The following is a 24839-nucleotide window of genomic DNA, read 5'->3' as shown; positions in this document are numbered from 1 at the left end:
AGCGTCAATCATGCACCGTTAGGGTTGCGCGCTTGGGGAGAGCGCTTCGCGCCGGGCCGGTCAAGGCGGCCGCCAGCAATCGACGCCTTCTTGCCCGGGACGCAATGTCGCCTATGTCGGAGTTATGGCCTTGAGAAGAACCCTCGCCCTTGGCGTCCTTTGGCTCCTGCTCGGTTTCGGGCTGCTCATGGCCGGCAACAGCCTGGCATCACCAAAGATTTTCAACACGCAGAAGGCTCGGGTCAGCGCCGAAGTCGTGGCCAGCGGGCTGGAGCATCCATGGGCCCTCGCCTTCCTGCCCGAAGGCGACATGCTGATCACCGAACGCCCCGGGCGCATGCGCATCCTTTCGCAAGGCAAGCTGTCCGCGCCGGTCAAGGGCGTTCCCGAGGTTGCGGCGTTTGGCCAGGGCGGCCTGCTGGACGTGGTGTTGTCGCCCCATTTCGCCACCGACCAGTTGATCTTCTTTTCCTTTGCGCAGGGGGGCAAGGGCGGCGCCGGCACCGCCGTGGCCCGGGCAAGACTGGTCCGCAAGGGCGAGAGCGCCCGTCTCGAAGACGTGAAAGTCATCTTCTCCATGGCGCGCAAGACCGCCTCGCCGCTGCAATTCGGCTCGCGTCTCGTTTTCGCCCCGGACGGCACCCTCTTCGTGGCCACGGGCGACCGCGGCGAGGCAAAGCGCGCGCAGGACATGCATGACAGCGCGGGCGCAGTGCTGCGGATCGAACCCGACGGCTCCATCCCGCCCGACAACCCCTATTCCGACGGCAAGAAGGGCCTGCCGGCGCTCTGGTCCAAGGGCCATCGCAACATTCAGGGCGCAGCCTACGATCCGCTGACCGGTGGCCTCATCACCACCGAGCACGGCGCGAAGGGCGGCGACGAGGTCAACCGGCCGGAAGCCGGAAAGAACTACGGCTGGCCGGTCATCACCTACGGACGCGACTATTCCGGCGCCAAGATCGGCATCGGCACCGCCGCCCCGGGTTACGAGCAGCCGCTCTATTACTGGGACCCTTCGATCGCGCCCTCCGGGCTTGCCATCTACGAAGGAAGCATGTTCCCCGAATGGAAGGACGACCTCCTGGTCGGCGCGTTGAAATTTGAACTGGTCGCGAGGCTCACCCGCAACGCCCAGGGCAAGATCACCGGCGAGGAACGCATGTTCAAGAATGCCTTCGGGCGCATCCGCGATGTGAGGGTGGCACCGGACGGCTCGGTCTGGCTATTGACCGACGAGGAAAACGGCCAGGTCATTCGCCTGTCGCGGGCGAAATAGCCGGCCGCGCGGCAAGGCACCGGCGTCTTTTCTGCCACGCTATCTCTTGGCCACCGGCCATGTTGCTGGCCACTCCTGCGGCCCGCCGGCGTAGTCGCCGTCGCAGTCGCCCTTGGCACGGGCTTCCTTCAGCACGAAGGCCGGGCCTTCCATCTGGGTGCGCAGCCGCCATTTGTTCCAGCTTCCGCAATCGCCGATGCCACGCCCCCTGAAGAAGGCGGTCAATGTGCGAGCCGCGTGGTTCCACTCGATGTTCCAGGCTTGGGAAACGGTGGTGGGCCCCTCTTCCGACATGTCGGGCAGGGCGAGCCGCTCGAAGGCACCGTCGCGCTCCAGGAAAAACGCAAAGGGCTGGTTGTAGGCACCGCCCTCGCCGCAGGGCAGTGCGAGCAGGCGGAAGCCCTCATCGAAACCAGCGTCGAATCCGCCCGGGCCGAAGCGGCTCTCATCGTCGAAGCCGCACTCGCCGCCCTCCTGGAAGCGGCCGCGCAGGGTCTCCGGAATATCCGCTATGGACAAGACTTCCCGCACATCGATGGTCGGGCTTGCGCCTTCGCCCTTGACCTGCAGGGCATCCCGGGCCTTGAGGCGGTCCTGCGCCTCGTCCACAAAAATCAATGAGCCGACCAGGCCGGAAAGCGAGAAGGTCGAGCGTCCCTCGCCGGCTGCGGAAACATAGGTCAACTCAAGCTTGCTGGCCTTGCGCAGTGCATCGAGCAGCTTCAGCGTCTCGGCGTCACCGGCAAAGCTGTACTCGCCATCCTCGCTTCGGCGGGCCTTCGCCACCGGCAGCGTCAGCACGGTCTTGCCGTCGGCCGCGAACACAACGGCGCTGCCCGGCTTCAACTCATCCTGCGCCGTCACCACGAGATCGAGCGGCGCATCGGGCCCGGCCTTGCGCACCATGGAAAAGGAGGCAACCACCGGCTGCGCCGGCGACTTCGCCAGGGTCTGTATGCGGCATGTCACGGCCGCCGAACACAGCACTTCAAAATCCTTGATCGCCTTGTAGGCGTCGGCCGATGCCGCGGACACACCGCAAAGCGAGAGAAACGCGGTGATCAGAAACGGCCGCATTGTGAAAGCCCCCATTCGTCGCGTGGCCTCAGCAATGCCGACTCTGGCCCTTGCCGCCACGGGCCGCGATGCTATGACAAGCCGCCTTTCTTCTCCACCATTCGAGCGCCGGTTCCCACTTAAAATGACACGACTTCAGGCCAATCTGCTTCTTCTGCTTGCCGGTGCCATGTGGGGCATGGGCTTTGTTGCCCAGTCGTCCGCCATGGAGTCGGTCGGCCCGTTCGTATTCATCGGCCTGCGCTTCGTTCTGGCGACGCTTGCGGTGCTGCCCTTCGCGATCCGCGAGGCGCGCCGCGCCGAACATGCGCTCACTAGGCGCAACTGGCTTGCTTTCCTCTGGGTCGGCTTGATGATGCTGGGCGCCATCGCCTTCCAGCAGATCGGCCTTCTATCTACCACCGTTACCAATTCCGGCTTCCTGACCGGGCTCTATGTGGTGATGACGCCGCTGCTTGCCGTGGTTCTCTTTCGCAACTGGCCGCATCCGATCGTCTGGCCGGCGGCCCTGACGGCGCTTGCTGGCATATGGTTCCTGTCGGGCGGCTCGATCGAACAACTCACCCCTGGCGACTGGCTCACGGTCATTGCCGCCGCCTTCTGCGCGCTGCAGGTCATCTTCATCGCCCGCGCCGCCTCGGGCACCGGGCGGCCGATCACGCTGGCGGTCACGCAGTTTGCCGTGTGCGCCGTCGCCGGGGTGGCCGTTGCGCTTGTCCATGAGCCGATCGACTGGGGTGCCATCCGCATTGCCGCGCCGGAAATCGTCTATGCCGGCATCTTCTCCGGCGCCATCGCCTTCACGCTGCAGGTGATCGGCCAGCGCTACACCACGGCGCCGCAGGCCGCGATCTTCCTGTCTTCGGAAGCGCTTTTCGCCGCGCTGTTTGGCGCGCTTTTCCTGGGCGAACGTCTGCCCGCCTCGGGGCTGACGGGCTGTGGACTCATCTTCGTTGCCATCCTTGCCGTCGAGCTGTTGCCCGCCATGCTGGCAAGGAAGGCAGCGGTCACGCCCTGAAGATCAGCGCCGCCCCGCCGGCGATCATGGCAAAACCGAGCGCGTGGTTCAGGGTCAGCGACTCTCTCAGGTAGAAGACCGAAAACACCGCGAACACGGTAAGCGTGACCACTTCCTGGATGGTCTTCAGCTCGGCTGCCGAATAGGCTTCGCTGCCTATGCGGTTTGCGGGCACGGCGAGCCAATATTCAAAGAAGGCGATCATCCAGCTCACCACGACCGCCGCATAAAGCGGCGCCGTCTTGAATTTCAGATGTCCGTACCAGGCAAACGTCATGAAGACGTTCGATGCCACCAGCATCAGGATCGGGAGGACTTTGGGAGACAACAGAAGGTTCATTCGGCGGCCCTTGCTTGGAAGATCGGACATTTCGGGGCATCGCATCGGCAAGTCAATGCAGCCGTCTGGATCCCGCGCAAACATCCCGCGTGACGTGGCCCGCAAATAGGATATCATCCGCGGGAGGTCGACGAGGACAACGCCCGTGGAGCACAAGCCCGAAAGGGAGTGGGACCTGACAATCGGTCCTGACACCGTGCGTCTTTTCATCGAAAAGGCGAAAGCGATCAGCGCGGCAGTCAACGAGGATTACACCGACGGCAGCGAGCACGAGATCGAGCTCAACGGCCATACGCGCGACACCCACGCCCATGACGGCTTGGCGGAGGAAGAAGCCGTCAACTTCACCGAAGAAGAGCTTCGGGAACTGATCGACGACCTCAATGTGGACGAGGCGGCCGAGCTCGTGGCGCTGACCTGGGTAGGCCGCGGCGACTACGACGCTTCCGAGTTCCGGGAGGCGGTGGCCGAGGCGCGGCGGCGCAGCAACAACCGCACAGCGAAATATCTGCTCGGCATGCCGATGCTGGGCGACTGGCTCGAGGAAGGTCTGGAAGCCATCGGCGCCTGAGCAAGCCGTCGTCCCCCTGCCAACGAAAGCCTTTGGCGCTGCGCCGCAATCTCGCCGCAGCGGTAAACACGCTCGCTGACCTTTCATTTACTCTCGCGCCCTATCCTGCCGCTTTCAGGACAGGGAGCCAGTCGATGGCCCGCAAATTTCGAGCTTGGCGCAAAGGCGCGCGGCGGCTCGGCGTCGCACGCGCCCTGGCGACCGCCTCGGCCGCGATGGTTGTCGCCGCAGTCGCCTCATGCAGCACCGACGGCGTGATGACGCTGCGCCCGGAAGTCGATGTCGGGATGCAAACCGCCGCGCTGCCCATGGCCAATGTCGCTCGGCCGGATCCAATCCCGAACTCCCCCGAGCCAACCTTTGCCATGCCGGACATCGAAGACGAGGAGCTCGGCGAGGTCTCGGCGCAACAGCCGTTCGAGCCCGCCCCGCCCCCGGATCAATCGTCCGTGACGCTTGCCGCCGCCGTTCCGCGCGTGCCCGTCGCGCGACCGTCCACGACCGGCCTGCAAACGCTGGTGCCCTCCAACCCGATGATGGTCGCTTATCCGCGGCTCGATACGCCATTGAAGCCCGGCACTGCCTTGCCGGCTGATGAAGTCGCCTGCCGCAACGACCTGAAGCGGCTCGGCGTGACCTTTCGCGACCTCGCCCCGATCAACGACGGCGGCGCCTGCCGGGTGGACTATCCGGTGCAGGTCTCGGCCATAGGCAGCGTGCAGATGAAGCCCGCCGCGACGCTGAGCTGCCGCATGGCTGCAAGCTTCTCGCGCTGGACCCGCAACGAACTGGTGCCAGCCGCACGCTGGCGATACTGGTCGGGCGTGAAGACCATCCATCAGGGCTCGAGCTATTCCTGCCGGCGCATCGCGCGTACCACCACGCCATCGGAGCATTCCAGGGGCAATGCCCTCGATGTCATGCGCATAGAACTCGGCAACGGGCGCGACATCGACGTGCGCAAGCCGGGCTGGTTCGCATTCCGCGAAAAGGGCTTTCTCAACACCGTGCGCGCTGATGGCTGCGATTATTTCACGACCGTGCTGGGACCGGGATACAATTACGACCACCGCAACCATTTTCATTTCGACATCAAGCCGCGCCGGAATGGCTATGTCGCCTGCCGCTAGCAATCTGGGCAGCAGGTTCAACAAGGCCAGCCGCGCCCCCGGCGCAAAATAACGCAGCCGCCCTATTTCCGATTAGCCCGACGTGGTGCTATGGAGCGGCGATGCTATACGTCGAACTTGCGATAGTTCTTGTCCTCATCTGCGTGAACGGCCTTCTGGCCATGTCGGAACTGGCTATCGTCTCGTCGCGGCCGGCCCGCCTCAAGGCGATGATCGACCGCAGCGTGAAGGGTGCCGGGCACGCGCTGGAACTCGGCTCCAATCCCGGCCGCTTTCTCTCGACGGTGCAGTTCGGCATCACGCTGGTCGGCATCCTGTCCGGCGCCTTTTCCGGCGCCACGCTCGGCCAGCGCCTCAGCCAGTTCCTCCTGGAAAGCGGCGTATCGGCAGGCGTTGCCAATACGGTCGGCGTGGGCGTCGTCGTGGCGGTCATCACCTTTGCCTCGCTCATCATCGGCGAGCTCGTGCCCAAGCAGATCGCGCTGCGCAACCCGGAGACAGTGGCTGCGCGCGTCGCGCCCATGATGAGCGTTCTGGCGATGATCGGCGCGCCGCTGGTCTGGCTGCTCGACGTTTCCGGGCGCGCCGTGCTGTGGCTTCTGGGCCAGCGTGGCACCAGCGAGGAAAAGGTCACCGACGAAGAAATCAAGATGCTGGTTGCCGAGGCCGAGCATCATGGCACCATCGAGTCCGACGAGCGCCGCATGATCGCCGGCGTGATGCGGCTCGGCGACCGCGCCGTGCGCGTATTGATGACCCCGCGCACTGAAGTCGACTGGCTAAACCTTCACTCCGACGAAGCCGCGATCCGCAAGATGCTGATAGAGACCTACCATTCCCGTCTCCCTGCCGGCGAGGGCAGCGTTGACGCCATGGTGGGTGTGGTGCAGACGCGCGAAATCCTGGCTACGATCCTGGCCGGCCAGCCATTCGACCCTGCCAAGCATGTGCGCACCGCCCCGATCGTCCACGACCAGGCCGACGCGCTCGACGTCATGGCCATCCTCAAGCAATCCGACGTGCCGATGGCGCTGGTGCACGACGAATACGGGCACTTCGAGGGCGTGGTCACCCCGGCCGACATCCTGGAAGCCATCACCGGCGTGTTCCGCGCAGATGCCGACGAGGACGATTTTGCCCCCGTTCAGCGCGAGGACGGCTCGTGGCTTCTGGCCGGCTTCATGCCGGCGGATGAAATGGCCGATCATCTCGGCATCGAGCTGCCCGAGCATCGCGACTATGAAACCGTAGCCGGCTATGTGCTGGCGCATATGCACCACCTGCCGACCACGGGCGAATGCGTCGACGCGCAGGGCTGGCGCTTCGAGGTCGTCGACCTCGACGGCCGCCGCATCGACAAGGTTCTGGCGGCCAAGCTGGCGGGCGCATGAGCGCCGCTTGAAGGTGAATTTCGCGTGGTGAATTAGCCAGTTGCGGGATCGGCTTGAATCACGGTGGGAATGCAGCCCGACGGGTTGTTTCCCAACCTGATCGCCCGACGGGGATGTCGTTCTGAACCGCATCTGGCTGCCGCCCGGTCGAGGCATGGATTCCCGACACTCTCCGCTCACTGCGTTCGCTCACGAGGTCGGGAATGACGGCGTGTACGGATTGCCTCTGCAAATCACCAACGTCGAAGTACCGTTGACAGCCCCGGTGCAGCCGTCATTCCCGACCTCGTGAGCGAGTGAAACGAGCGGAGAGTGTCGGGAATCCATGCCTCACCACCGGTGAAATCGACAACGGTGCAGGCACCGCAAAATGCACTCCAACAGGAACGCTGGTTTCAGGACGCCATTCACGATGGCCGAGAGCGAACCGACAAAAAGGGCGGCATCGCTGCCGCCCTGCCCGTCCCTGGGAGGAAGTGTTCTTGCTGCTCAGGCAGCCTTGCTGGCGGCAGCCGCATCGGCATCGCGCGCAGCCTTGAGCGCCTTGGCCCACCAGATCGTCTCGTCCAGCAGGGCCTTGCCGGCCTGGTTCAGGTGATCGAACTCCTCGATCTTCTTGCCTTCGCGAATGGCGAGGAAGTCGCCCCAGACAATGTGAACGGCGGCCTTGGTCGGCGCCATCTGCAGTTCCACCGCATGCATGCGCAACTGCTCCACGGCACGCGCACCACCCACCCCGCCATAGCCGATGAAACCGGCCGGCTTCTTGTTCCATTCGCTGTAGGCGTAATCCAGCGCGTTCTTCAGCACGGCAGTCGGGCCGTGGTTGTATTCGGCCGCGGTGAAGATGAAGCCGTCGAGCGAAGCGACCTTCTCCTGGAACTTGCGAGCGACTTCGCTCTGCGAGGGGCCCCAGGCCGGCGAAACCGCCTCATCGAAAAATGGCATCGGATAGTCACGCAGGTCGACAACTTCGACCTCGACATCGCCGCGCGCCTTGGCCAGACTGACGATCCATTCGGTTGGCTTGTCGGCAAAGCGCGCGGCGCGCGTCGAGCCCACGACAATACCGATCTTAGGCTTTGGCATTTGTAATTCTCTCCTTTTGAAATCTGGTATCCAATGGATACTAGAACTATATAGGAAACCATCTTTCAGGTGCACAAGGAGGCACTTTTTTGAAACCGAGGCACCAGCATCGCAGCGAGGATTGCAGGGCCGTCAGCGATATCCTGCAGCGCGTGGGCGACAAATGGACGGTGCTGGTCGTCAGCCGGCTGGGCGACGGCCCCATGCGCTTCAACGAGCTGCGCCACATCATCGGCGGGATTTCGCAGAAGATGCTGACCACGACCCTGCGCGGGCTGCAACGCGACGGCTTCGTCACCCGCACCGTCTTGCCCACCACCCCGCCGCGAGTCGACTATGAGCTGACCGACCTGGGCCGCGAGCTTCTGGTGCCCGTCAACGCGCTGGCCGAATGGGCGCGCAAGAACACCGATCGCATCAACGACGCGCGGATGAGGTTCGACCTGGCCTGTGCCGAGCAGGCGCCGAAGCACGTTAGCCGAGTGGGTTAGCGATCTCGTCGCAGCGGCGCGTCACTCCACCGGCACCGGCTTCGGCCTTCCCTCGCTGTCCAGCGCCACCATGACGAAATCGGCGTCCGTCACCCGCTCCATCAGGTCGCTGAGATAACGCTGCGCCCAGGCCTCGACCTTCAGCGTCATCGAGGTGCGGCCGACGCGCGTGACATGGGTGTAGATACACAGCGTGTCGCCGATCTTCATCGGCTTGGCGAAGGACATTTCCTTCACTGCCGCCGTCACCACGCGGCCCTTGGCGCGCTCGGCGGCGCGGATGCCGCAGGCAAGGTCCATCTGCGCCATCACCCAGCCGCCAAAAATGTCGCCGGCGGCGTTGGCATCGGCCGGCATCGCCAGCGTGCGCAAGGTAAGCTCGCCCGTCGGCTGGCCGTCTGCGTAATGGGGCATCTGGAATCTCCGAAAACGTCTCCTGCATGGATGGCAGTTGCAGCCGCGTAGGGCAAGTTTTGGGCACGACCGACATTTTCACCCGTCGCTTTTTTCACAGGCCATGCCGGTCGCCCATAGGCCGAGGCGGTGAAACGGGGTCTAGGCTTGAATCGATACTTCAGCCAGTTCGCGGACGGTCTTTCGTTTCCCATGCAAGACTATGATTTCATTGTCGTCGGCTCCGGCTCCGCAGGCTCTGTGGTAGCGGAAAAACTGTCGGCCAGCGGGCGCTTCTCGGTGCTGGTGCTGGAGGCCGGCGGCACAGATCGCCGCTTCTTCGTGCAGATGCCGCTGGGCTACGGCAAGACCTTCTTCGACCCGGCGGTGAACTGGAATTACAAGACCGAGCCCGACCCGGGCCTCGGCAACAACGCCGACCACTGGCCGCGCGGAAAACTGCTCGGCGGCTCCAGTTCCATCAACGCCATGGTCTGGATCCGCGGTCAGCGCGAGGACTTTGACGGTTGGGCGGCAGCCGGCAATCCGGGCTGGGGTTTTGACGACGTTCTGCCGATCTTCAAGGCCATCGAGGACAACCAGGCCGGCGCCGACGAATGGCGCGGGCGCGGCGGCCCCGTCCATGTGACCGACAATCGCAGGCGCGTGCATCCCCTCACCCACCGCTTCCTACAAGCCGGGCAGCAGGCCGGGCTCCCCCTCAATCAGGATTTCAACGGCGCCGCCCAAGAAGGCGTAGGCGTCTATCAGATCAACACGAAAAACGGCCGCCGCTGGTCCGCCGCCCGCGCCTTCCTGCGGCCAGCGATGAAACGCGCCAATGTCCGCGTCGTCACCAACGCGCTGGCGACGAAGATATTGTTCGAGGGCACGCGCGCCGTCGGCATCGAATATCTGAAGAACGGCCGCACGGTTACCGCGCGCGCCAGCCGCGAAGTGGTGCTGTGCGCCGGCTCGGTCAACACGCCGCAACTCTTGCAGCTTTCCGGCGTCGGCCCGGCCGATCTCTTGAAAAACCTCGGCATCCCGGTGGTGCACGCCAATGCCCATGTCGGGGCCAACCTGCAGGACCATCTCGGCATCAACTACACCTATAAGGGCCGGCTGCCGACGCTGAACCAGACCCTGCGCCCGTGGTGGGGCAAGATGCTGGTCGGCATGCAATATCTGCTGCTGCAAACCGGCCCGCTGTCGATGAGCATGAACCAGGGCGGCGGCTTCTTCCGCACAGATCCGGCGCAGCCGCGCCCCAACATGCAACTCTATTTCCAGGCATTTTCGACCGTGCTGCCCAAGCCCGGCGAGCGCCCCATCCTGACGCCCGATCCCTGGCCGGGCTTTTCCATCGGCCTGTCGAACTGCCGGCCGTCGAGCCGCGGCTCGATCACGATCCGCTCCAAAAACCCGCTCGACTATCCGAAGATCGTGCCCAACGGCTATTCCACCGAGACGGACGTCGCCGAAATGCTCGCGGCGGTAAAATTCGTGCGCAAGATCGCTTCAATGCCGGCGATGGCAGAGGTCATTGAGGAAGAAGTGCTGCCCGGCCCGAAATGCGAAAGCGACGACGAGCTGATCGCCGATTTCCGCAAGCGCAGCGGCACGGTCTATCACCCCGTCTCGACCTGCCGCATGGGGCCGGATGCCCCGCAGTCCGTGGTCGATCCCCGCCTTCGGGTACACGGCCTTGGCGGTCTGCGCATCGTCGACGCCTCGATCTTCCCCGACAACATCAGCGGCAACACCAACGCAGCGTCCATCATGACCGGCTGGAAGGGTGCGGAGATGATTTTGGAGGATCACGCATGAAGATCACCGACGTAAAAACCTTCGTCGTCGGCAACCCTCCTCCGGGCATCGGCGGCCGCTACTTCATCTTCGTCAAGCTCACGACCGATAGCAACGTGGTCGGCTATGGCGAGGCCTACAACGCCACCTTCGGCCCGCATGTCACCGCCCGCATGATCGAGGACCTCGCCGAGCGCTATCTGGTCGGCCGCGATCCGCACGACATCGAAACCTTCTTCCGCCGCGCCTATTCGTCAGGCTTCTCGCAGCGGCCGGACATTTCCGTCATGGGCTGCTTTTCGGCGTTGGAAATCGCCTGCTGGGACATCATCGGCAAGGAGGCGGGCAAGCCTGTCTACAAGCTGCTGGGCGGCCAGGTGCATGAGACGCTGCGCTCCTACACCTATCTCTACCCCACCGCCGGCAGCGTGGTGCCGGCCGAGGTCGAAAACCCGAACAAGAATGTCTATAACGATCCCGACCTCGCCGCCGAATGCGCGCTCGCCTATGTCGAGCAGGGTTTCAATGCGGTGAAGCTCGACCCGGCAGGGCCCTACACGGCCTTCGACGGCCACCAGCCGCGCCTCTGCGACGTCGATCTCTCGGCGCGCATGCTGAGGGCGGTCCGCGAGGCGGTCGGCAACCGCGCCGACATTCTGTTCGGCACGCACGGCCAGTTCACCGCCTCCGGCGCGCTGCGCATTGCAAAGGCCATAGAGCCCTATGACCCGCTCTGGTTCGAGGAGCCGGTGCCGCCGGACATGCCGGAGGTGATGGCCCAGGTTGCGCGCGGCACCTCGATTCCCATCGCCACGGGCGAGCGGCTGACGACCAAGTGGGAATTCGCCCGGGTCATCGAAAACCGCGCCGCCACCATCCTGCAGCCGGATCTCGGCCGCTCCGGCGGCATTCTCGAAACCAAGAAGATCGCGGCCATGGCCGAGGCCTACCACATCCAGGTCGCGCCGCACTGCTATTGCGGGCCGATCGTCGGCGCGGCCAACATCCAGCTTGCAGCAACGCTGCCCAACTTCCTCATCCTGGAATCGCTCAAGCAGTGGGACGGTTTCCACGAGAAGTTGTTGAAGAAGAAGATCGAGTGGCAAGACGGCAAGGTCATTCCATCAAAGGAGCCCGGCCTAGGCGTCGAGCTCAACGAGGCGGTGTGCGAGGCGCATCCCTGGACCGGCGCGGAACTGCACCTTCAAATGGCGCAGGAGCCGCTGTTTCCCTGAGGCGGAAAGGTGCAGCGCATCAGCGCTGAAGGCACGCGAAATGCCACACAAAGGCCGGCCTGAGATACAGGCCGGCCTTTGAAGTCTGCAGCGAGGTTATTGCATCTTCTCAATCGAAGTTGCCATCTGGTCACTGTCGGTCGTGATCTTGACCCGCTCGCCGGCCTTGAGCTGGTTGAGCTTCACATTGGGCTTCGCGGTGACCGACATGCCGTCGTCCATCATGATCATGTGCTTCTTCATGTCGATCGATTTGATCTTGCCTTGCATTTCGCCAGCAAGCGCCGGCGCCACAATCAACATCGACACGAGCATGGTTCCGAGGATGGTCTTCATGAGGTCTTCTCCCGTTTTTGCGCCGGAAGTGCGCCGAGATCGGCGCATCCGGGCGCACGACCAGCCGGTAACGCGCCACAGCCGAATGGGTTGCTCCGCAATCGGCGGGGATCGCCCAGATGTTACCAGACGCAAAAAGGGCCGGCCCTCGAAGGGCCGGCCCGATATCCCCAGTCAGAGCGGAGGAGGTTACTCCACCACTTCCACAGCCGTGGCGTTGGTCGAGCCTTCGTCGAGCGTCACCTTGACCTTGGTGCCGGCTTTCAGTGCGTCGAGGGATTCTGCGGCCATGTCCGCACCGGCGACGACCTGCGTGCCGTCCTCGAGCGTGATCGTCTTTGTCGTCGTGTCGACCGACTGCACCACTCCTTCGACGGTTCCGGCATAGGCGGCACCCATGAAGGCCAGAGAAGCGACGGCGGCTACAAGAATCTTCTTCATGACAAATACTCCGTTCTGGTTTTCGCCCGGCGCTGCAGCCCGCTTCGTGGAAGACGGCTCAAGCACCGGACATCCCAGAGATAGGCCACCCGGACCGAGAACCGCAAATCACGAAAAGTGAATTTTCCAAACGAAAACAGCGGCTTATTTAGGTCACATTTGGCAGCACGCGAGCCCTGTCGCCCGCTTCGCTGCCACTCCATGATGGGAAATGTTTCAAGCCACCCCCTTCAAAACCCTGGGGTTGGGCGAAAAAGGCCGCTGCCGTGTTACAGCCATTCCTGCGCCGAATTTGGAAGAGGCGCCGATCACGCGGGCGGCGGAAAACAGGTTACCGCAGTTTCGTCCGGCTGGAGCGCCGCCCCTCATCATAACTTCACACGAATCAGGCTTTCTGCAATGGATCCTGCAATCCTCTCCTGTTTCGAAAGCCCTTGCCTTGTTTCCTTCCATCGAACTCGTCGGTTCGGTCGCCGCAACCATAACCACTTTCGCCTGGCTGCCGCAGATCTCGAAAATCCTCCGCGACAGGCAAGCCACCGACATTTCATGGGCCACCACCGGCGCGCTGGCTGCTGGCGTCGTTCTATGGGTCGTGTACGGCGTGTTCATCGGCTCATGGCCGGTGATACTGTCCAACGTGGTGACGTTCCTGTTCATCGCCACCATACTCGGCCTGAAATGGCGTTATGGGTGAACGATCGCCCCACGTCAGCGCTCGTCTCCAGGCTGACCGGTAAACGCCCTTGCCGGCGGCTATTCCCCCTCGGGTCGCCACCGATCGGCGGGATTCTTGAAATGCTTCCAGCCGCGATCACGCGCCCGGCCGAGCGCAGCGCGGTAGATGCCCTCGATCTGCGGCAGGATGGAGGAAGGCGCGAGCTTCTCGGCCACCGTCTGCCGGTCGCGCAGCCCCTCGCGCACGCGCAGCCCGTCGTTCCCGGCAAGCGGCTCCACGGCCCGAGCGATACCCTCTACGTCGCCGATCGGGCGGACGCGCTCTGAAGGCAACAGATCCACCATGTTGCCGACATCGGTGGAAACCACCGGAATCGCCTGTGCCATGGCTTCAAGGGGCGCGATCGGGGCTTCCTCGCGAACCGATGTGCAAAGAAAAATGTCCATGGCGGGCACAAGTGCGACAGCGTCCGTGCGCTGGCCGGCGAGGTGCACGCGCCCGCTCACGGCAGGATCGTCCATGGCTTCGCGCCACCCGGGCATGACATCGCCTTCGTCCAGCCCTCCGATCAGCAGCAGTTCCGCGTCGACGCCTGAAGCGACCATGCGCTTGAGGACGCGCAGCATGTCCACCTGCCGCTTGCGCGCACCGACTGTCCCGACGCTGCCCAGAACCAAGGCCTCGCGACGAATGCCGAGCTTCTGGCGTGCTTCGACCCTCGCGTCCGCCGTAACCGGCTGAAGCGCGCCGATATCGAACATGTTGGGCACGATATGCATGCGGCGTGGAGAAACCAGCAGCCGGCGCGTGTAATAGTCGGCCGTCTGTCGCGAAAGCCCGACAACCGCGTGGGCAAACCGCCATGGAATCTGGAACTGGCGCGCATGCGCAGTCATCACCAGCGGCGCGCCGTCCGACAGCGTGAAGATCATGGCCATCTTGTTGGCCCTGCTGCCATGCGCATGCACGAGCGTGCGGCCCCAATCGCGTATCGGATAGCCCGTATTGCGCAGATCGGCCGGAAGGGTCTTGAAGGTGCTCGCCATCATTGTCAGCCGACCGGCAAAGCTTTGCTTCGCGATCCAGGAATTGCGCGGGCAAACCAGCATGACCTCATACCCTGCCCGAAGCTGCTGATCGATCAGCATCTTCGTGCTGGTTGCCACGCCGTTCAGCGCCGGATGGCTCATAAGATGGGCAATCTTCATGAATTTTCGGACCGGTTCAGGGTTTGCAGGCGTTGCCACGGAGTGCAGCGCTCCCTACGGAGCTCCGATCCATTGGCGTAAGCACGTAGAGTCGATGATCTGCGAGCTTGGTCCTGCTTTCCTGACACCGCCCTGTCAGCAGCTATAGTCCAAGCGGTCTTTTGTCCTGCTTGCTCTTTTCATTTTTTCGAACTCCTACCATATTCCCGGTCATGGCCAAATCCCCCGAAAAAAAATCTCCGCGCCCGCCGGCGAGCCGCGACGATCGCCCTGCGAAGGGCGCCCGCCGAAGCGCGCTGACCGATTTCCTCGACGCAGCCGAGCCCCTCGAGCGCAAGGGTTTTGGCGAAGCCCCGCAGCCTGAGCTATCAGGCACGCCCCTGAGCGGCTCCATCGCGGATTGGGCCGAGGAGATTTCCAGGGAAGCAGAGAAGACCAAGCCCAAGGCCGCGAAGAAGGTGCCCGAGCGCTCCGCGGCGCCCGCGCGAACGGCGCGCGGCACTTCAATGGGCGGTGCCGCCACCGCCAAGGAGCGGGCCGCCGCCGGCCTCAACCCGGTCGCCGGCATGGACATCAGCCTTGAAGAGGCAGAAACCCTCGCGCCGGCCGGCGTCACCGCCACCGTGGCGGCGCTTTCGGCACTGATCGAGAGCGGCAACCCGCTGCACAAGAATGGCAAGGCCTGGGTGCCTCACCGGCCCGAGCGACCGGAAAAGTCCGAAGGCGGCGTCGCCATCAAGATGGTTTCGGATTTCGAACCTGCCGGCGACCAGCCGACCGCGATCAAGGACCTCGTCGAGGGCGTAGGCCAGAGCGAGCGCACGCAGGTTCTGCTCGGCGTCACCGGTTCGGGCAAGACCTTCACCATGGCCAAGGTGATCGAGGAGACCCAGCGCCCTGCCCTCATCCTCGCGCCCAACAAGACGCTGGCCGCGCAGCTCTACGCCGAGTTCAAGAAATTCTTCCCCGACAATGCGGTGGAGTATTTCGTCTCCTACTACGACTACTACCAGCCGGAAGCCTATGTGCCGCGCACCGATACCTTCATCGAGAAGGAGTCGTCGATCAACGAGCAGATCGACCGCATGCGCCACTCGGCCACCCGCTCGCTGCTGGAACGCGACGACGTCATCATCGTCGCCTCGGTGTCGTGCATCTACGGTATCGGCTCGGTCGAGACCTATACGGCCATGACCTTCCAGATGCAGGTGGGCGACCGGCTCGACCAGCGCCAGTTGCTCGCCGACCTTGTGGCCCAGCAATACAAGCGGCAGGACATCAACTTCGTGCGCGGCTCGTTCCGGGTGCGCGGCGACACGATCGAGATCTTCCCGGCCCACCTTGAGGATTCGGCCTGGCGCATCTCCATGTTCGGCGACGAGATCGAGCAGATCACCGAGTTCGACCCGCTGACCGGCCAGAAGACCGGTGACCTGAAGAGCGTGAAGATCTACGCGAATTCGCACTATGTGACGCCGCGACCGACGCTGAACCAGGCGATCAAGTCGATCAAGGAAGAGCTGCAGCATCGCCTCGCGGAGTTGGAAAAGGCCGGCCGCCTGCTGGAGGCGCAGCGGCTTGAGCAGCGCACCCGCTTCGACCTCGAAATGCTGGAAGCGACAGGCTCCTGCGCCGGCATCGAGAACTATTCGCGCTATCTCACCGGCCGCGCCCCGGGCGAGCCGCCGCCGACGCTGTTCGAATACATTCCCGATAACGCGCTGGTCTTCATCGACGAAAGCCACGTTACCGTGCCGCAGATCGGCGGCATGTATCGCGGCGACTTCCGCCGCAAGGCGACGCTGGCCGAATACGGTTTTCGTCTCCCCTCATGCATGGACAACCGCCCGCTGCGCTTCGAGGAGTGGGACGCCATGCGCCCGCTCACCGTCGCCGTATCGGCCACGCCCGGCGGCTGGGAGATGGAGGAAGCCGGCGGCGTCTTCGCCGAGCAGGTCATCCGCCCGACCGGCCTCATCGACCCGCCGGTCGAGGTGCGCCCGGCCAAGAGTCAGGTCGACGACGTGCTGGGCGAGATCCGCGAAACCACGGCCAAGGGCTATCGCACGCTCGTCACCGTGCTGACCAAGCGCATGGCGGAGGACCTGACCGAGTACCTGCACGAGAACGGCGTTCGCGTGCGCTACATGCACTCCGACATCGACACGCTCGAGCGCATCGAGATCCTGCGCGACCTGCGCCTCGGCGCGTTCGACGTGCTGGTCGGCATCAACCTGCTGCGCGAAGGCCTCGACATTCCCGAGTGCGGCTTCGTCGCCATCCTCGATGCCGACAAGGAAGGTTTCCTGCGTTCGGAAACGTCGCTCATCCAGACCATCGGCCGCGCCGCGCGCAACGTCGACGGCAAGGTCATCCTCTACGCCGATAACATCACCGGCTCGATGGAACGGGCCATGGCCGAGACTACGCGCCGCCGCGAAAAGCAAATGGCGTGGAACGAGGCCAACGGCATCACCCCCGAAAGCGTCAAGTCGCGCATCGCCGACATCCTTGAGTCGGTCTACGAGAAGGACCATGTCCGCGCCGACATTTCCGACTTCGCTGCCGATGGCAACATGGTCGGCAACAATCTCAAGGCGCATCTGGAGGCGCTGGACAAGCAGATGCGCGACGCCGCGGCCGATCTCGACTTCGAGCGCGCCGCGCGCCTGCGCGACGAGATCAAGCGCCTGCGCGAGCTGGAACTTTCCGTCTCGGACGACCCGCTGGCCAAATATGCCGACATGGAAAGCCCGGTCTCCGGCCGCGAAAAGGGCAAGCACAACAAGGGCATCGCCAAGCACCGGGCAGTCGACGACACCGGCGGCAAGTCGCTGTTCCAGAAGCCGCATATCGACGACATGGGTCCCGGCACCGACATGGCCAAGCCGGCCGGCGCGGTTTCGCGCTCGCTGTTCAAGAAGCAGTCGGCGCAGGAAGCCCACGGTGCCGACTATGGCCTGCCGGACGATCAGGGCAAGAGCACGAAATCCCTGTTCCGCAAGAACAGCCTGGACGAGATGACCGTGCGCCGCACGGAGCAGCCGGTGGAAGGCACCAAGCCGATCAAGCGCGCCAAGATCGGCGTGGGTTCCTATGAAGACCCGGCCGACGAGCGCGCCGCCAAGCGGCGTCCGGGCAAGACCGGCAGGCCGGGGCATTGATCGGGCGGGGCGCTTGCCCCGCCTCCCGCGCGACCCCACAAATCCCGCTCGACAGGACCGCCGGCCGATGACATCGGCCGGGGACGCCCTAGCTTCCTCCTGCGCGGGCTCGGCCCGCGCATCAAAGATCAGGGAGGATGCCATGACTGTCGCCAAGATCACTGAAATCAGCGCCTCGTCCGACAGGAGTTTCGAAGACGCCGTTCAGTTGGGCATAGAACGCGCCAGCAAGACGTTGAAGAACATAGCCGGCGCCTGGGTGAAGGAGCAGCAGGTGACGGTCAGCGGCGGGAAGATCACGCAATACCGCGTCAACCTGAAAATCACTTTCGTCCTGGAGGACTGAGGGCGCCTGCCGGCACCCGCGCAGCCCCGCGCCGGCTCCCGCAGGACTGGAGCCGGCGGCAGAATGGGAAGCGCGCGCTAGTCCAGCCCCATGAAGGCTTCGAACCCGCCATAGATCATGCGCTTGCCGTCGAACGGTATGGAATTCATCTCGCGCTCCAGCCGCGGGTCAGCCATGACCTTTGCGTTGATGGCATCGCGGTCCGCGCGCGAGGCGTAGACGATCCAGGAAAAGACCACCACCTCGTCTTCCTTGGCCTGCACGGCCCGCGGAAACGAGGTCAACTCGCCATAGGGCACATCGTCGCCGATGCACTCCACATAGGCGAGCGCTCCATATTCCTTCCAGATCTCGCCGGCCTTCCGGGCCAGTTCCTTGTAGGATTCGATTTTCTGCCGGGGGACCGCAACTACGAAGCCGTCGACATAGGACATTCCGGTTCTCCTCTCATGGGTTACTACCTGGCAAGGACGCGCCGGCTGTGCGCTATCCGACAGCGCGTCGCATTTTTCTTCTCCCCGACCCCGGAACTGCAGTCTGCGAGAATGCTGCGCCGCTTCATCGCGCGCGTTCCTGCACTAGCTCTCCGGGTCGCCCCACAATTTGCGGCTGAGCATCCAGTCGCGGCGAAGCATTCCGCTCAGCTTGTGCTCCCCATAAGTCTCGACGAGATTCGGTTCCTTGGCAAACAAGGAAACACCTATTCCCGCGCGTCCCCCGGGCAGTTCCATTCCCAGCGCCTGCAGCAGTGTCGGGAACACATCGAACATTGCCGCCTCTCGATTGATCACGGCAGGGGCAATGCCATCGCCCGACATGCTGAAATAGTTCATCCGCCGCTTGCGGTTCAGTTCGCGGGAATGTTCGTTTTCCATGATGAGATGGTCGCTTTGAATGGCGACGATGGTGTTTTCCAGAAGGCCCCTCTGCGCTAGGTGAGCCAGAAAAGTCTTGATATGATAACCGGTGCACTTGATGGCGAACTGCATTTCGCTCAGTTCGCCTTGCTCAAGATTCTGCCGGCAAGTCCGCGTTACATGGCCCTTGGGTGCGTGCCCGCCGATCGTGGCGATGGAAAACGCGAAGGGCTTGTTCTGGTCCTGCAGCGCTTCAATGCGTTTCTCCGCGAGCTCGAACAACGTGTCGTCGTAGAGCCCCCATGTATTGACGTAGTCGCCTGCGATTTCGCGATAATCCGGCAAACCGCTGCGGAAGCTGTAATTGTGGCCGTTCAGGAACAGGGCCATGCCAGCGAATGAGCCTTCGCCGCCATACATGAACTCTGTGTGATAGCCGTTCGCACTCAGAACGTCGCTCAGGCAGTCAATGCCGCTGAAGAAACTCGGCTGCTTCGAAAAATTGTTCTCGCTGAACAAGCCGCGCGGCTGAAGCGGCACACCGCACTGCGAAGAAATGAAACCGCCCATGGTCCAGCCGGTGTTCGTCACCTGGCGTATTCCCTGAACCTCGATGCCGGTGGCCGCCACTTCCAGCATTTCCGCGAAAGTCTCGGGACCCCGGCTGATCTCGGCAAACGTCCGCTCCTCGCTTTCGGCGTAGATGATGACGATGTTTTTCGTTTTCAGCCCATCGGGGAAGTGCTTTGGAGGAGCGGTATAAAAATTGGTCAGCGCTGGATCTGGCGGGCTCAAATAGAAATCGGCAGCGGTCCAGAAGATGGGATTTGCAGCCAGCAAGGCCAAAGCGAGGCTGATATCCACATAGTGGAAACGCCTGTCACGGCGCTTGAGATAGAGCAGCGAGAAAATGAACCCGCCAAGGGAGAGCGCGATATACAGTATCTTCGTGCTGCGAATGTCCGGGTGCCCGCCGCGCATGCCGGACTGCAAGTGGTAGACGACCGCACCGAAATCGAAGCTGCCGAACACGGCAAAGACAAAAACATAGACAGACAGGAATATGACCGGGATCAAGCTCCACAGAAACAGAGATTTCCTTGAAGTGTCCTTGTCGTCATAGAGCTTGAACAACAGCGCGGCGCATAGCGCTGACAGGATGTAGATAATCCTTTGACGCCCGTGCAAGTCGAAGATCATCCTTATCGGATAGAAAAACGACATCAGGAAAAGAAACAGAACAACGCGCTTGGTTCTGATCATTTTATGACCCGCAATGGGCAAGGAGCGAACACCCTGCTCCCACATCTGCCCGGGATCGACATAAACCGTTCACATAACCGTCACAATATGGGCCTGCAAAATTGCAGGCAATCTTGTGATGACAAGCGGGTTATTAAGCCGAAGCTCACCGCTTGAGCCATGAACTTCGGCCGCGCCTACACCGCGCAAAAATTTGACCGCCGCTGTCGGCGCCACACGTTCCCAGTCGTCATTGGAGCGATATGCCCAGCATGAAACCGGAGGACCGTCATGAACGACGCCAATATGCAGCCCCAACCCAACCCCGCGCCGAAGGTTCTCGGCGGCCTGGTCGCCTATCTGCAGGTCGACGGCGCCACCAAGGCAGCCGAATTCTACAAACGCGCTTTTGGCGCCGATATCGCCTTCGCCTACCCGCCTGATGAAAAGGGGCGGACGATGCATGTGCACCTCTACATCAACGGCAGTTCACTGATGCTCTCGGATGCGTACCCGGAACATGGCCATCCACACCAGGCGCCGCAGGGCTACACCATGCAGCTCATCCTCGGCGATGACATCGATAGCTGGTGGAAACGGGCAGTCGACGCCGGCTGCGAAGTGGTTGTGCCGCTGGATGTGATGTTCTGGGGCGACCGCTGGGGCCAGTTGCGTGACCCGTTCGGCATTGCATGGGGCATGAATGCCCCGGTGAAGCCGGCGTAGCCCTCAAATCACGGAGCCGGGGCGCGCAAGTCCTGCGCGCCCCGGCCATTCCCACCTTGCCGTCCGGCAGTTTGCGCCAATATCGAGGGGCGCTGCGCCCATCTAGTCATGGCGGCTGACAGATTTGCTTGCAAACGGAACGCTTCAACCACTCTTTTGAAGTAACGCTGCCCGCTCGCAGCGACATGATCTTGCGGATATCACGTTTTCGTGCGATAAAGGGGCGTTCGGGCATTTTTTCGGCCCGGAGATTGGAACGTTTTTGCACGACCCCTTTCCCCGATACCGTGAACCTCTGGTAGGCCCGTTTTGGCGGGAGGGTTTCACCATGCGCGAATGTATGACCGCCAATTAGCACCCATCCTGTCTCCCGCGCCAGATCGGCAAGGGCAAATCAAACGGGCGAAGGAGTTCTCCCAGTGTCCCAGAGCGGAACCGTAAAATTTTTCAACGCAACCAAGGGCTTTGGCTTCATCACGCCTGATGGTGGCGCCAGTGACGTGTTCGTTCACATCTCGGCTGTCGAGGCGTCGGGCATCCGCACGCTGGTGGACGGCCAGAAAGTCACCTTCGACACCGAGCCCGATCGCAAGGGCAAGGGCCCCAAGGCCGTAAACCTCAGCCTCGCCTGAGTCGGGGGTTTTGCGGACGCATGTCCGTTTCGGCTGATGTCCTGAGAAATGAGGTGACTATACGATCGCGCGTTTGAGGGCTGTGCGTCATCCAAAAGGCCTACAGCCTATGCGTGCAACAACCAAATCGAACAACTTCTCCATCTTTCCAGGCGCAGAGGAAAAGTTTTGCTTGCCCCTCGCGCTAAAATATGGAGAAACTTAGACTTCGGGTAGTAATGGGCCCAGAGATTGGAATGGCTTCCCGGGAGAATATCCAAGTCTTCCGGCAGGCGTCGTGAAAAGAGGACCAGTAGGTTCCGGCACGATGACTATTTCTTCTCCCCCAGAATGCGACCGAAACAGGCGGATATTTCGCCTGACACTATGACTATGAGGGGATTACAAGGAGTTTCCCATGCCGCAGACCGGCACTGTCAAATTCTTCAACCACGCTAAAGGCTTCGGCTTCATTACACCGGATGACGGCGCAAAGGATGTGTTCGTGCACATTTCGGCCGTCCAGGCATCGGGTCTCCCGGGTCTGGAAGACGGACAGAAGGTGACCTTCGAGACCGAACCGGACAAGCGAGGCAAGGGCCCGAAAGCAGTCAATTTGACAGTAGGCTGACGCCCAGCATCAAGACGCGGCGACGGCCGCTCGGCCGTCCGTCGCCGCCCTTTCCCTCTCGCCAAAGTGCGATGCCGGATCTCGGTGCCTCGAAGTTCCGGGAGGGATTGGTGTTCGAAAAGCAGCAGGTGTCTGGATAGACCACCCGCCGGATAAAAGCTCGCCTGAGAGTCTGCTCCGCCGGGACACCCTGCCCTATCTCTCCCTCCGACGCTTGGTCCGCCTAGACGGACTTGCGCGAAGGAGAGATTGTCATGATTTATTTTCTGAGGACCACCTTCTTTCCGAGCACCACCTTCGCCGCCGCGGTTCTTGCGGCGAGCTTCCTGGCCGGCGCGCCGGCCGCACACGCCAACGTGCTGTTCTGGGACACGGACACCCCACTCTATGCACTGGCGACCGGCATTTTCGGCGTCGCCGACCCTGTCTACACATTCGGCCCCCAGTTCTACGATGCGCCGGTTATCGAGCCGGATTATTCCTATGTAGGCCCCGATGTTGGAGAGCCTCGCTTCACATATACCAGGCCGATCCTGGTGCCGAACTACACCTATCAGAACTACATCAGCGCCCCCGTTTATGCCCCCGCCAGAGCAGTGGCCGTATCGCTGCAGCCCTGGACACCGGCCTGGTATCGCTATTGTGAAGGGCGGTATCGCTCGTTCAACGCCAGTACAGGCACCTTCACCGGCTATGACGGCCGGCAGCACTTCTGCGGCCGCTGAACGCGCCGAATTCAACTGATTGGACATGAGTGCGCGCGAATGGGCGGCCGATGCGCCGCCCATTTCAGTTTCATCTCGCTTCGCGCAGCCAAGGGTTGCCGCGATCAAATTTCAGAGCATTTCCGCCTCGCCAGCTTACATCAAAAGACCCTGCCCTATGTTTTTTGAAGCTGGGCTCGTCATTCCCCGGGCGGGCCCGTGGGAAGGAGATCGCCATGAACTATGTCCTCAAGACTACTGTGTTAGCTGCAACCGCGTGCGTGGCCTCGTTGGCTTTCCTGCCGGCGGCAAGTGCCCTGGATGAGCGCTATTATCCCCCTGAAACACTCTACAGGCTTCCAAACGGATCGCTGGCGGTGAACCCCGCATTGGTTGGGCCGACCTATGGGATCACGGCGCCAGGCTATAGGATAGTGGGGCCAAACTATGTTGGGCCGAGCTATGGAATAACCGCACCGGGCTATGGGATAGGGCCAAATTATGTGGGGCGGAGCTATGGCATAACCCCGCCGGCCTATCGGGTAGGGCCAAATTATGTGGGGCGGAGCTATGGAATAAGCGATTACTACTCGCGGCGTTACATCGGCCCCAGGACGTACTATACGCCCCGCCGCGTGGTCATCGTGCCCAGGGCACGGCCATGGTGGGGCTGGTACTAACACCACCATAGTCGGACCTCAAATCATGAGCTTGGCTGGAAAAGCCTGCTTTGGGCGGTTCGCTCGGACCGCCCACTGCATGTCGTTCCGCGGCACTGGCAGCGCGTTCACGGCCGATCACATTTCGAGGCGCTGCAAATCCGTACAGGTTGCAAGCCAAGGCCTCACCCTTATTTCTCATTTCTGAGCCTGGCTCGTCGCTCGCAAGGCGAGCCTGCGAGAAGGAGACAGTGATGATCCACCCCCTCAAGACAACCGTTCTCGCCGCAGCCGTGGCTGCCAGCACAATAGCCTATACACCGACGGCAGATGCCAACCCGGCGGCGGCCTGGTGGATAGCCGGCGGCATCGCGGCGGGTGCTTTGGTGGTAGCCGCGCTCGCATACCCTTCCTGGCGCGGCTATGGCCCCGCCTATGCAGGCACGGCACCGCTTTACGCACCCAACTATGTGGGCACTGCGCCGCTTTACGCGCCCAACTACGTGGCCCCATCACCTGATTATATTGGAACCGCGCCGCTCTACCGCCCCGGCGTCGTGACCGTTCGTGCGTGGTCGCCAGGTTGGTTCCAGTATTGCCAAGCCCGCTACCGCAGCTTCAATCCGCGCACCGGCACCTTTGTCGGCACTGATGGCCGGTTGCATTTCTGCGGGCGCTGACCCCACAACCGCATGGTCCCTCGAGCCTGTCGAGGGACCTGCTCATCGCAAATTCCACCCGATCCGAACACACACCTTGCCGGCGCTCTTGATCTGCCATTCAGGCCCAAAGGCTTCCGACCTCATGCGCTGACAGGCTAGAGCACGACAACCGGCGTGCCGATGCCCACCTCATCGTAGAGCTCCTCGACATGTTCATTGAGCATGCGGATGCAGCCATTCGAAACCGCATGGCCGATCGTCCAGGGCTCGTTGGTTCCGTGGATGCGATAGTAGGTGTCGCGCCCGTGGCTGAAGAGATAAAGCGCCCTTGCGCCGAGCGGATTGTCGGGGCCGCCCTCGACGCCTTCGGCATACTTGGCATATTTGCGCGGACTGCGGCGGATCATGTCCTTCGTCGGCTGCCAACGCGGCCATTCTTCCTTGCGCCCGACCACCGCGCGCCCCGACCACGCAAGGCCGGCCTTTCCCACGCCGACGCCATAGCGCCGGGCGACGCCGGGCTGCTCGACGAGGTAGAGAAACCTCCGGTGCGGGTCGACCACGATGGTGCCCGGCTCGTATCGCCGGGAAAACGGCACCGTTCGCGGCTCATATCTGGGATTGAGAACGAAGTGCTTCTTGTGCCTGGCCGAAAATGCGGCGCCGGGAGCGAGAACCGCGCTGGCCAGCCCCAGGATGAACGCTCGGCGACTGAACATGACCTGCCTCTCGAACGCGAATATGCTTGAA

At 62.7% G+C, this 24839-nt stretch carries 26 protein-coding genes; 16 read left to right on the top strand and 10 right to left on the bottom strand.

The genetic code is table 11. The features are described from left to right. Positions 1-124: 124 nt before the first annotated feature. On the top strand, positions 125-1279 hold the full coding sequence (locus AC3A4H_RS09025) for a PQQ-dependent sugar dehydrogenase (protein WP_487766400.1): 1155 nt from the start codon (positions 125-127) through the stop codon (positions 1277-1279). 39 nt (positions 1280-1318) lie between these two features. On the opposite strand, the gene AC3A4H_RS09020 is transcribed toward AC3A4H_RS09025, so the two are convergent. Further along, positions 1319-2356 carry a DUF1176 domain-containing protein gene (locus AC3A4H_RS09020; protein ID WP_487766399.1) on the bottom strand — a complete coding sequence of 346 codons (1038 nt, stop codon included), beginning with the start codon at positions 2354-2356 and terminating at the stop codon, positions 1319-1321. 124 nt (positions 2357-2480) lie between these two features. Here AC3A4H_RS09020 and AC3A4H_RS09015 point away from each other — a divergent pair, with 124 nt between their 5' ends. Further along, positions 2481-3374, top strand: coding sequence for a DMT family transporter (locus tag AC3A4H_RS09015; RefSeq protein WP_487766398.1), 894 nt, complete (start codon positions 2481-2483; stop codon positions 3372-3374). On the opposite strand, the gene AC3A4H_RS09010 is transcribed toward AC3A4H_RS09015, so the two are convergent. Further along, positions 3364-3714, bottom strand: coding sequence for a DMT family protein (locus AC3A4H_RS09010; RefSeq protein WP_348777573.1), 351 nt, complete (start codon positions 3712-3714; stop codon positions 3364-3366). The two genes, AC3A4H_RS09015 and AC3A4H_RS09010, sit on opposite strands and share 11 nt — an antisense overlap. 145 nt (positions 3715-3859) lie before the next feature. Here AC3A4H_RS09010 and AC3A4H_RS09005 point away from each other — a divergent pair, with 145 nt between their 5' ends. The 3 genes from AC3A4H_RS09005 to AC3A4H_RS08995 all read left to right on the top strand — a co-directional run bounded on the left by AC3A4H_RS09005 (position 3860) and on the right by AC3A4H_RS08995 (position 6806). Then, on the top strand, positions 3860-4285 hold the full coding sequence (locus AC3A4H_RS09005; protein WP_487766397.1) for a DUF3775 domain-containing protein: 426 nt from the start codon (positions 3860-3862) through the stop codon (positions 4283-4285). Between the two features lie 134 nt (positions 4286-4419). Then, the gene (locus tag AC3A4H_RS09000) at positions 4420-5415 is read left to right on the top strand and encodes an extensin-like domain-containing protein (RefSeq protein ID WP_487766396.1); all 996 of its coding nucleotides are present in this window, start codon (positions 4420-4422) and stop codon (positions 5413-5415) included. Between the two features lie 101 nt (positions 5416-5516). Beyond that, positions 5517-6806, top strand: a complete 1290-nt coding sequence (locus tag AC3A4H_RS08995; protein WP_487766395.1) for a hemolysin family protein — start codon at positions 5517-5519, stop codon at positions 6804-6806. Between the two features lie 489 nt (positions 6807-7295). On the opposite strand, the gene AC3A4H_RS08990 is transcribed toward AC3A4H_RS08995, so the two are convergent. Next, complete coding sequence (locus AC3A4H_RS08990) at positions 7296-7895, bottom strand: NADPH-dependent FMN reductase (protein ID WP_487766394.1); 600 nt, start codon at positions 7893-7895, stop codon at positions 7296-7298. A gap of 89 nt (positions 7896-7984) precedes the next feature. On the opposite strand from AC3A4H_RS08990, the gene AC3A4H_RS08985 reads away from it, so the two are divergent. Then, positions 7985-8386, top strand: coding sequence for a winged helix-turn-helix transcriptional regulator (locus tag AC3A4H_RS08985; protein WP_487766393.1), 402 nt, complete (start codon positions 7985-7987; stop codon positions 8384-8386). A 21-nt stretch (positions 8387-8407) separates the two neighbouring features. Here AC3A4H_RS08985 and AC3A4H_RS08980 read toward each other — a convergent pair whose 3' ends face one another. Continuing rightward, positions 8408-8800 carry an acyl-CoA thioesterase gene (locus AC3A4H_RS08980; RefSeq protein ID WP_487766392.1) on the bottom strand — a complete coding sequence of 131 codons (393 nt, stop codon included), beginning with the start codon at positions 8798-8800 and terminating at the stop codon, positions 8408-8410. Positions 8801-8992: 192 nt separating this feature from the next. Here AC3A4H_RS08980 and AC3A4H_RS08975 point away from each other — a divergent pair, with 192 nt between their 5' ends. Continuing rightward, positions 8993-10609: a GMC family oxidoreductase gene (locus AC3A4H_RS08975; protein ID WP_487766391.1), complete on the top strand. Its 1617-nt coding sequence runs from the start codon at positions 8993-8995 to the stop codon at positions 10607-10609. After that, positions 10606-11823: a mandelate racemase/muconate lactonizing enzyme family protein gene (locus AC3A4H_RS08970; RefSeq protein WP_487766390.1), complete on the top strand. Its 1218-nt coding sequence runs from the start codon at positions 10606-10608 to the stop codon at positions 11821-11823. The genes AC3A4H_RS08975 and AC3A4H_RS08970 overlap by 4 nt, the downstream gene beginning before the upstream one ends. Positions 11824-11919: 96 nt before the next feature. Here AC3A4H_RS08970 and AC3A4H_RS08965 read toward each other — a convergent pair whose 3' ends face one another. Next, entirely contained in the window at positions 11920-12159 is a 240-nt protein-coding gene (locus AC3A4H_RS08965; RefSeq protein ID WP_348777582.1) for a hypothetical protein, read from the bottom strand. Between the two features lie 189 nt (positions 12160-12348). Beyond that, on the bottom strand, positions 12349-12600 hold the full coding sequence (locus AC3A4H_RS08960) for a DUF1344 domain-containing protein (protein WP_348777583.1): 252 nt from the start codon (positions 12598-12600) through the stop codon (positions 12349-12351). Positions 12601-12811: 211 nt separating this feature from the next. On the opposite strand from AC3A4H_RS08960, the gene AC3A4H_RS08955 reads away from it, so the two are divergent. Further along, positions 12812-13297 (top strand): SemiSWEET family sugar transporter, encoded by a 486-nt coding sequence (locus AC3A4H_RS08955; protein WP_487766389.1) that lies wholly within the window; start codon positions 12812-12814, stop codon positions 13295-13297. A gap of 59 nt (positions 13298-13356) precedes the next feature. Here the strand turns inward: AC3A4H_RS08955 and AC3A4H_RS08950 are convergent, their stop codons facing one another. Beyond that, entirely contained in the window at positions 13357-14487 is a 1131-nt protein-coding gene (locus AC3A4H_RS08950) for a glycosyltransferase family 4 protein (protein WP_487766388.1), read from the bottom strand. Between the two features lie 212 nt (positions 14488-14699). Here AC3A4H_RS08950 and uvrB point away from each other — a divergent pair, with 212 nt between their 5' ends. Together uvrB and AC3A4H_RS08940 are read left to right on the top strand one after the other, a co-directional pair. Continuing rightward, on the top strand, positions 14700-17651 hold the full coding sequence (uvrB, locus tag AC3A4H_RS08945) for an excinuclease ABC subunit UvrB (protein WP_487766387.1): 2952 nt from the start codon (positions 14700-14702) through the stop codon (positions 17649-17651). Positions 17652-17793: 142 nt separating this feature from the next. Next, entirely contained in the window at positions 17794-17997 is a 204-nt protein-coding gene (locus tag AC3A4H_RS08940; RefSeq protein ID WP_487766386.1) for a dodecin family protein, read from the top strand. 77 nt (positions 17998-18074) lie between these two features. Here AC3A4H_RS08940 and AC3A4H_RS08935 read toward each other — a convergent pair whose 3' ends face one another. Further along, the gene (locus tag AC3A4H_RS08935) at positions 18075-18431 is read right to left on the bottom strand and encodes a DUF1428 domain-containing protein (protein WP_348777588.1); all 357 of its coding nucleotides are present in this window, start codon (positions 18429-18431) and stop codon (positions 18075-18077) included. A gap of 144 nt (positions 18432-18575) precedes the next feature. Continuing rightward, the gene (locus AC3A4H_RS08930) at positions 18576-20117 is read right to left on the bottom strand and encodes a sulfatase-like hydrolase/transferase (protein ID WP_487766385.1); all 1542 of its coding nucleotides are present in this window, start codon (positions 20115-20117) and stop codon (positions 18576-18578) included. A 270-nt stretch (positions 20118-20387) separates the two neighbouring features. Here AC3A4H_RS08930 and AC3A4H_RS08925 point away from each other — a divergent pair, with 270 nt between their 5' ends. From AC3A4H_RS08925 to AC3A4H_RS08905, 5 genes are all read left to right on the top strand, one after another. After that, the gene (locus AC3A4H_RS08925; protein WP_487766384.1) at positions 20388-20822 is read left to right on the top strand and encodes a VOC family protein; all 435 of its coding nucleotides are present in this window, start codon (positions 20388-20390) and stop codon (positions 20820-20822) included. 419 nt (positions 20823-21241) lie between these two features. After that, positions 21242-21454 carry a cold-shock protein gene (locus AC3A4H_RS08920; protein WP_348777591.1) on the top strand — a complete coding sequence of 71 codons (213 nt, stop codon included), beginning with the start codon at positions 21242-21244 and terminating at the stop codon, positions 21452-21454. 397 nt (positions 21455-21851) lie between these two features. Continuing rightward, on the top strand, positions 21852-22064 hold the full coding sequence (locus AC3A4H_RS08915) for a cold-shock protein (protein ID WP_056105658.1): 213 nt from the start codon (positions 21852-21854) through the stop codon (positions 22062-22064). A gap of 254 nt (positions 22065-22318) precedes the next feature. After that, positions 22319-22789 (top strand): BA14K family protein, encoded by a 471-nt coding sequence (locus tag AC3A4H_RS08910; RefSeq protein WP_487766383.1) that lies wholly within the window; start codon positions 22319-22321, stop codon positions 22787-22789. Positions 22790-23681: 892 nt separating this feature from the next. After that, positions 23682-24107: a BA14K family protein gene (locus tag AC3A4H_RS08905; protein ID WP_348777593.1), complete on the top strand. Its 426-nt coding sequence runs from the start codon at positions 23682-23684 to the stop codon at positions 24105-24107. 137 nt (positions 24108-24244) lie between these two features. On the opposite strand, the gene AC3A4H_RS08900 is transcribed toward AC3A4H_RS08905, so the two are convergent. Next, the gene (locus tag AC3A4H_RS08900; RefSeq protein WP_487766382.1) at positions 24245-24808 is read right to left on the bottom strand and encodes a L,D-transpeptidase; all 564 of its coding nucleotides are present in this window, start codon (positions 24806-24808) and stop codon (positions 24245-24247) included. Between the last annotated feature and the right edge of the window lie 31 nt (positions 24809-24839).

The organism is Pseudaminobacter sp. Soil_N_29 (assembly GCF_057656055.1).
The sequence above is the reverse complement of the archived record's forward strand: the minus strand, read 5'-3'. Positions and strand labels throughout refer to the sequence as shown.

Excerpts from the sequence above, each read along its gene's own strand:
- AC3A4H_RS09000 (WP_487766396.1), top strand. The coding sequence starts at position 4,420 with ATGGCCCGCAAATTTCGAGCTTGGCGCAAAGGCGCGCGGCGGCTCGGC.
- AC3A4H_RS09025 (WP_487766400.1), top strand. The coding sequence starts at position 125 with ATGGCCTTGAGAAGAACCCTCGCCCTTGGCGTCCTTTGGCTCCTGCTC.
- AC3A4H_RS08955 (WP_487766389.1), top strand. The coding sequence starts at position 12,812 with ATGTTTCAAGCCACCCCCTTCAAAACCCTGGGGTTGGGCGAAAAAGGC.
- AC3A4H_RS08940 (WP_487766386.1), top strand. The coding sequence starts at position 17,794 with ATGACTGTCGCCAAGATCACTGAAATCAGCGCCTCGTCCGACAGGAGT.
- AC3A4H_RS08995 (WP_487766395.1), top strand. The coding sequence starts at position 5,517 with ATGCTATACGTCGAACTTGCGATAGTTCTTGTCCTCATCTGCGTGAAC.
- AC3A4H_RS09020 (WP_487766399.1), bottom strand. The coding sequence starts at position 2,356 with ATGCGGCCGTTTCTGATCACCGCGTTTCTCTCGCTTTGCGGTGTGTCC.
- AC3A4H_RS09010 (WP_348777573.1), bottom strand. The coding sequence starts at position 3,714 with ATGAACCTTCTGTTGTCTCCCAAAGTCCTCCCGATCCTGATGCTGGTG.
- AC3A4H_RS08990 (WP_487766394.1), bottom strand. The coding sequence starts at position 7,895 with ATGCCAAAGCCTAAGATCGGTATTGTCGTGGGCTCGACGCGCGCCGCG.
- AC3A4H_RS08960 (WP_348777583.1), bottom strand. The coding sequence starts at position 12,600 with ATGAAGAAGATTCTTGTAGCCGCCGTCGCTTCTCTGGCCTTCATGGGT.
- AC3A4H_RS08950 (WP_487766388.1), bottom strand. The coding sequence starts at position 14,487 with ATGAAGATTGCCCATCTTATGAGCCATCCGGCGCTGAACGGCGTGGCA.
- AC3A4H_RS08965 (WP_348777582.1), bottom strand. The coding sequence starts at position 12,159 with ATGAAGACCATCCTCGGAACCATGCTCGTGTCGATGTTGATTGTGGCG.
- AC3A4H_RS08910 (WP_487766383.1), top strand. The coding sequence starts at position 22,319 with ATGATTTATTTTCTGAGGACCACCTTCTTTCCGAGCACCACCTTCGCC.
- AC3A4H_RS09015 (WP_487766398.1), top strand. The coding sequence starts at position 2,481 with ATGACACGACTTCAGGCCAATCTGCTTCTTCTGCTTGCCGGTGCCATG.
- AC3A4H_RS08980 (WP_487766392.1), bottom strand. The coding sequence starts at position 8,800 with ATGCCCCATTACGCAGACGGCCAGCCGACGGGCGAGCTTACCTTGCGC.
- AC3A4H_RS08915 (WP_056105658.1), top strand. The coding sequence starts at position 21,852 with ATGCCGCAGACCGGCACTGTCAAATTCTTCAACCACGCTAAAGGCTTC.
- AC3A4H_RS08925 (WP_487766384.1), top strand. The coding sequence starts at position 20,388 with ATGAACGACGCCAATATGCAGCCCCAACCCAACCCCGCGCCGAAGGTT.
- uvrB (WP_487766387.1), top strand. The coding sequence starts at position 14,700 with ATGGCCAAATCCCCCGAAAAAAAATCTCCGCGCCCGCCGGCGAGCCGC.
- AC3A4H_RS08935 (WP_348777588.1), bottom strand. The coding sequence starts at position 18,431 with ATGTCCTATGTCGACGGCTTCGTAGTTGCGGTCCCCCGGCAGAAAATC.
- AC3A4H_RS08970 (WP_487766390.1), top strand. The coding sequence starts at position 10,606 with ATGAAGATCACCGACGTAAAAACCTTCGTCGTCGGCAACCCTCCTCCG.
- AC3A4H_RS08975 (WP_487766391.1), top strand. The coding sequence starts at position 8,993 with ATGCAAGACTATGATTTCATTGTCGTCGGCTCCGGCTCCGCAGGCTCT.
- AC3A4H_RS08900 (WP_487766382.1), bottom strand. The coding sequence starts at position 24,808 with ATGTTCAGTCGCCGAGCGTTCATCCTGGGGCTGGCCAGCGCGGTTCTC.
- AC3A4H_RS08905 (WP_348777593.1), top strand. The coding sequence starts at position 23,682 with ATGATCCACCCCCTCAAGACAACCGTTCTCGCCGCAGCCGTGGCTGCC.
- AC3A4H_RS08930 (WP_487766385.1), bottom strand. The coding sequence starts at position 20,117 with ATGATCAGAACCAAGCGCGTTGTTCTGTTTCTTTTCCTGATGTCGTTT.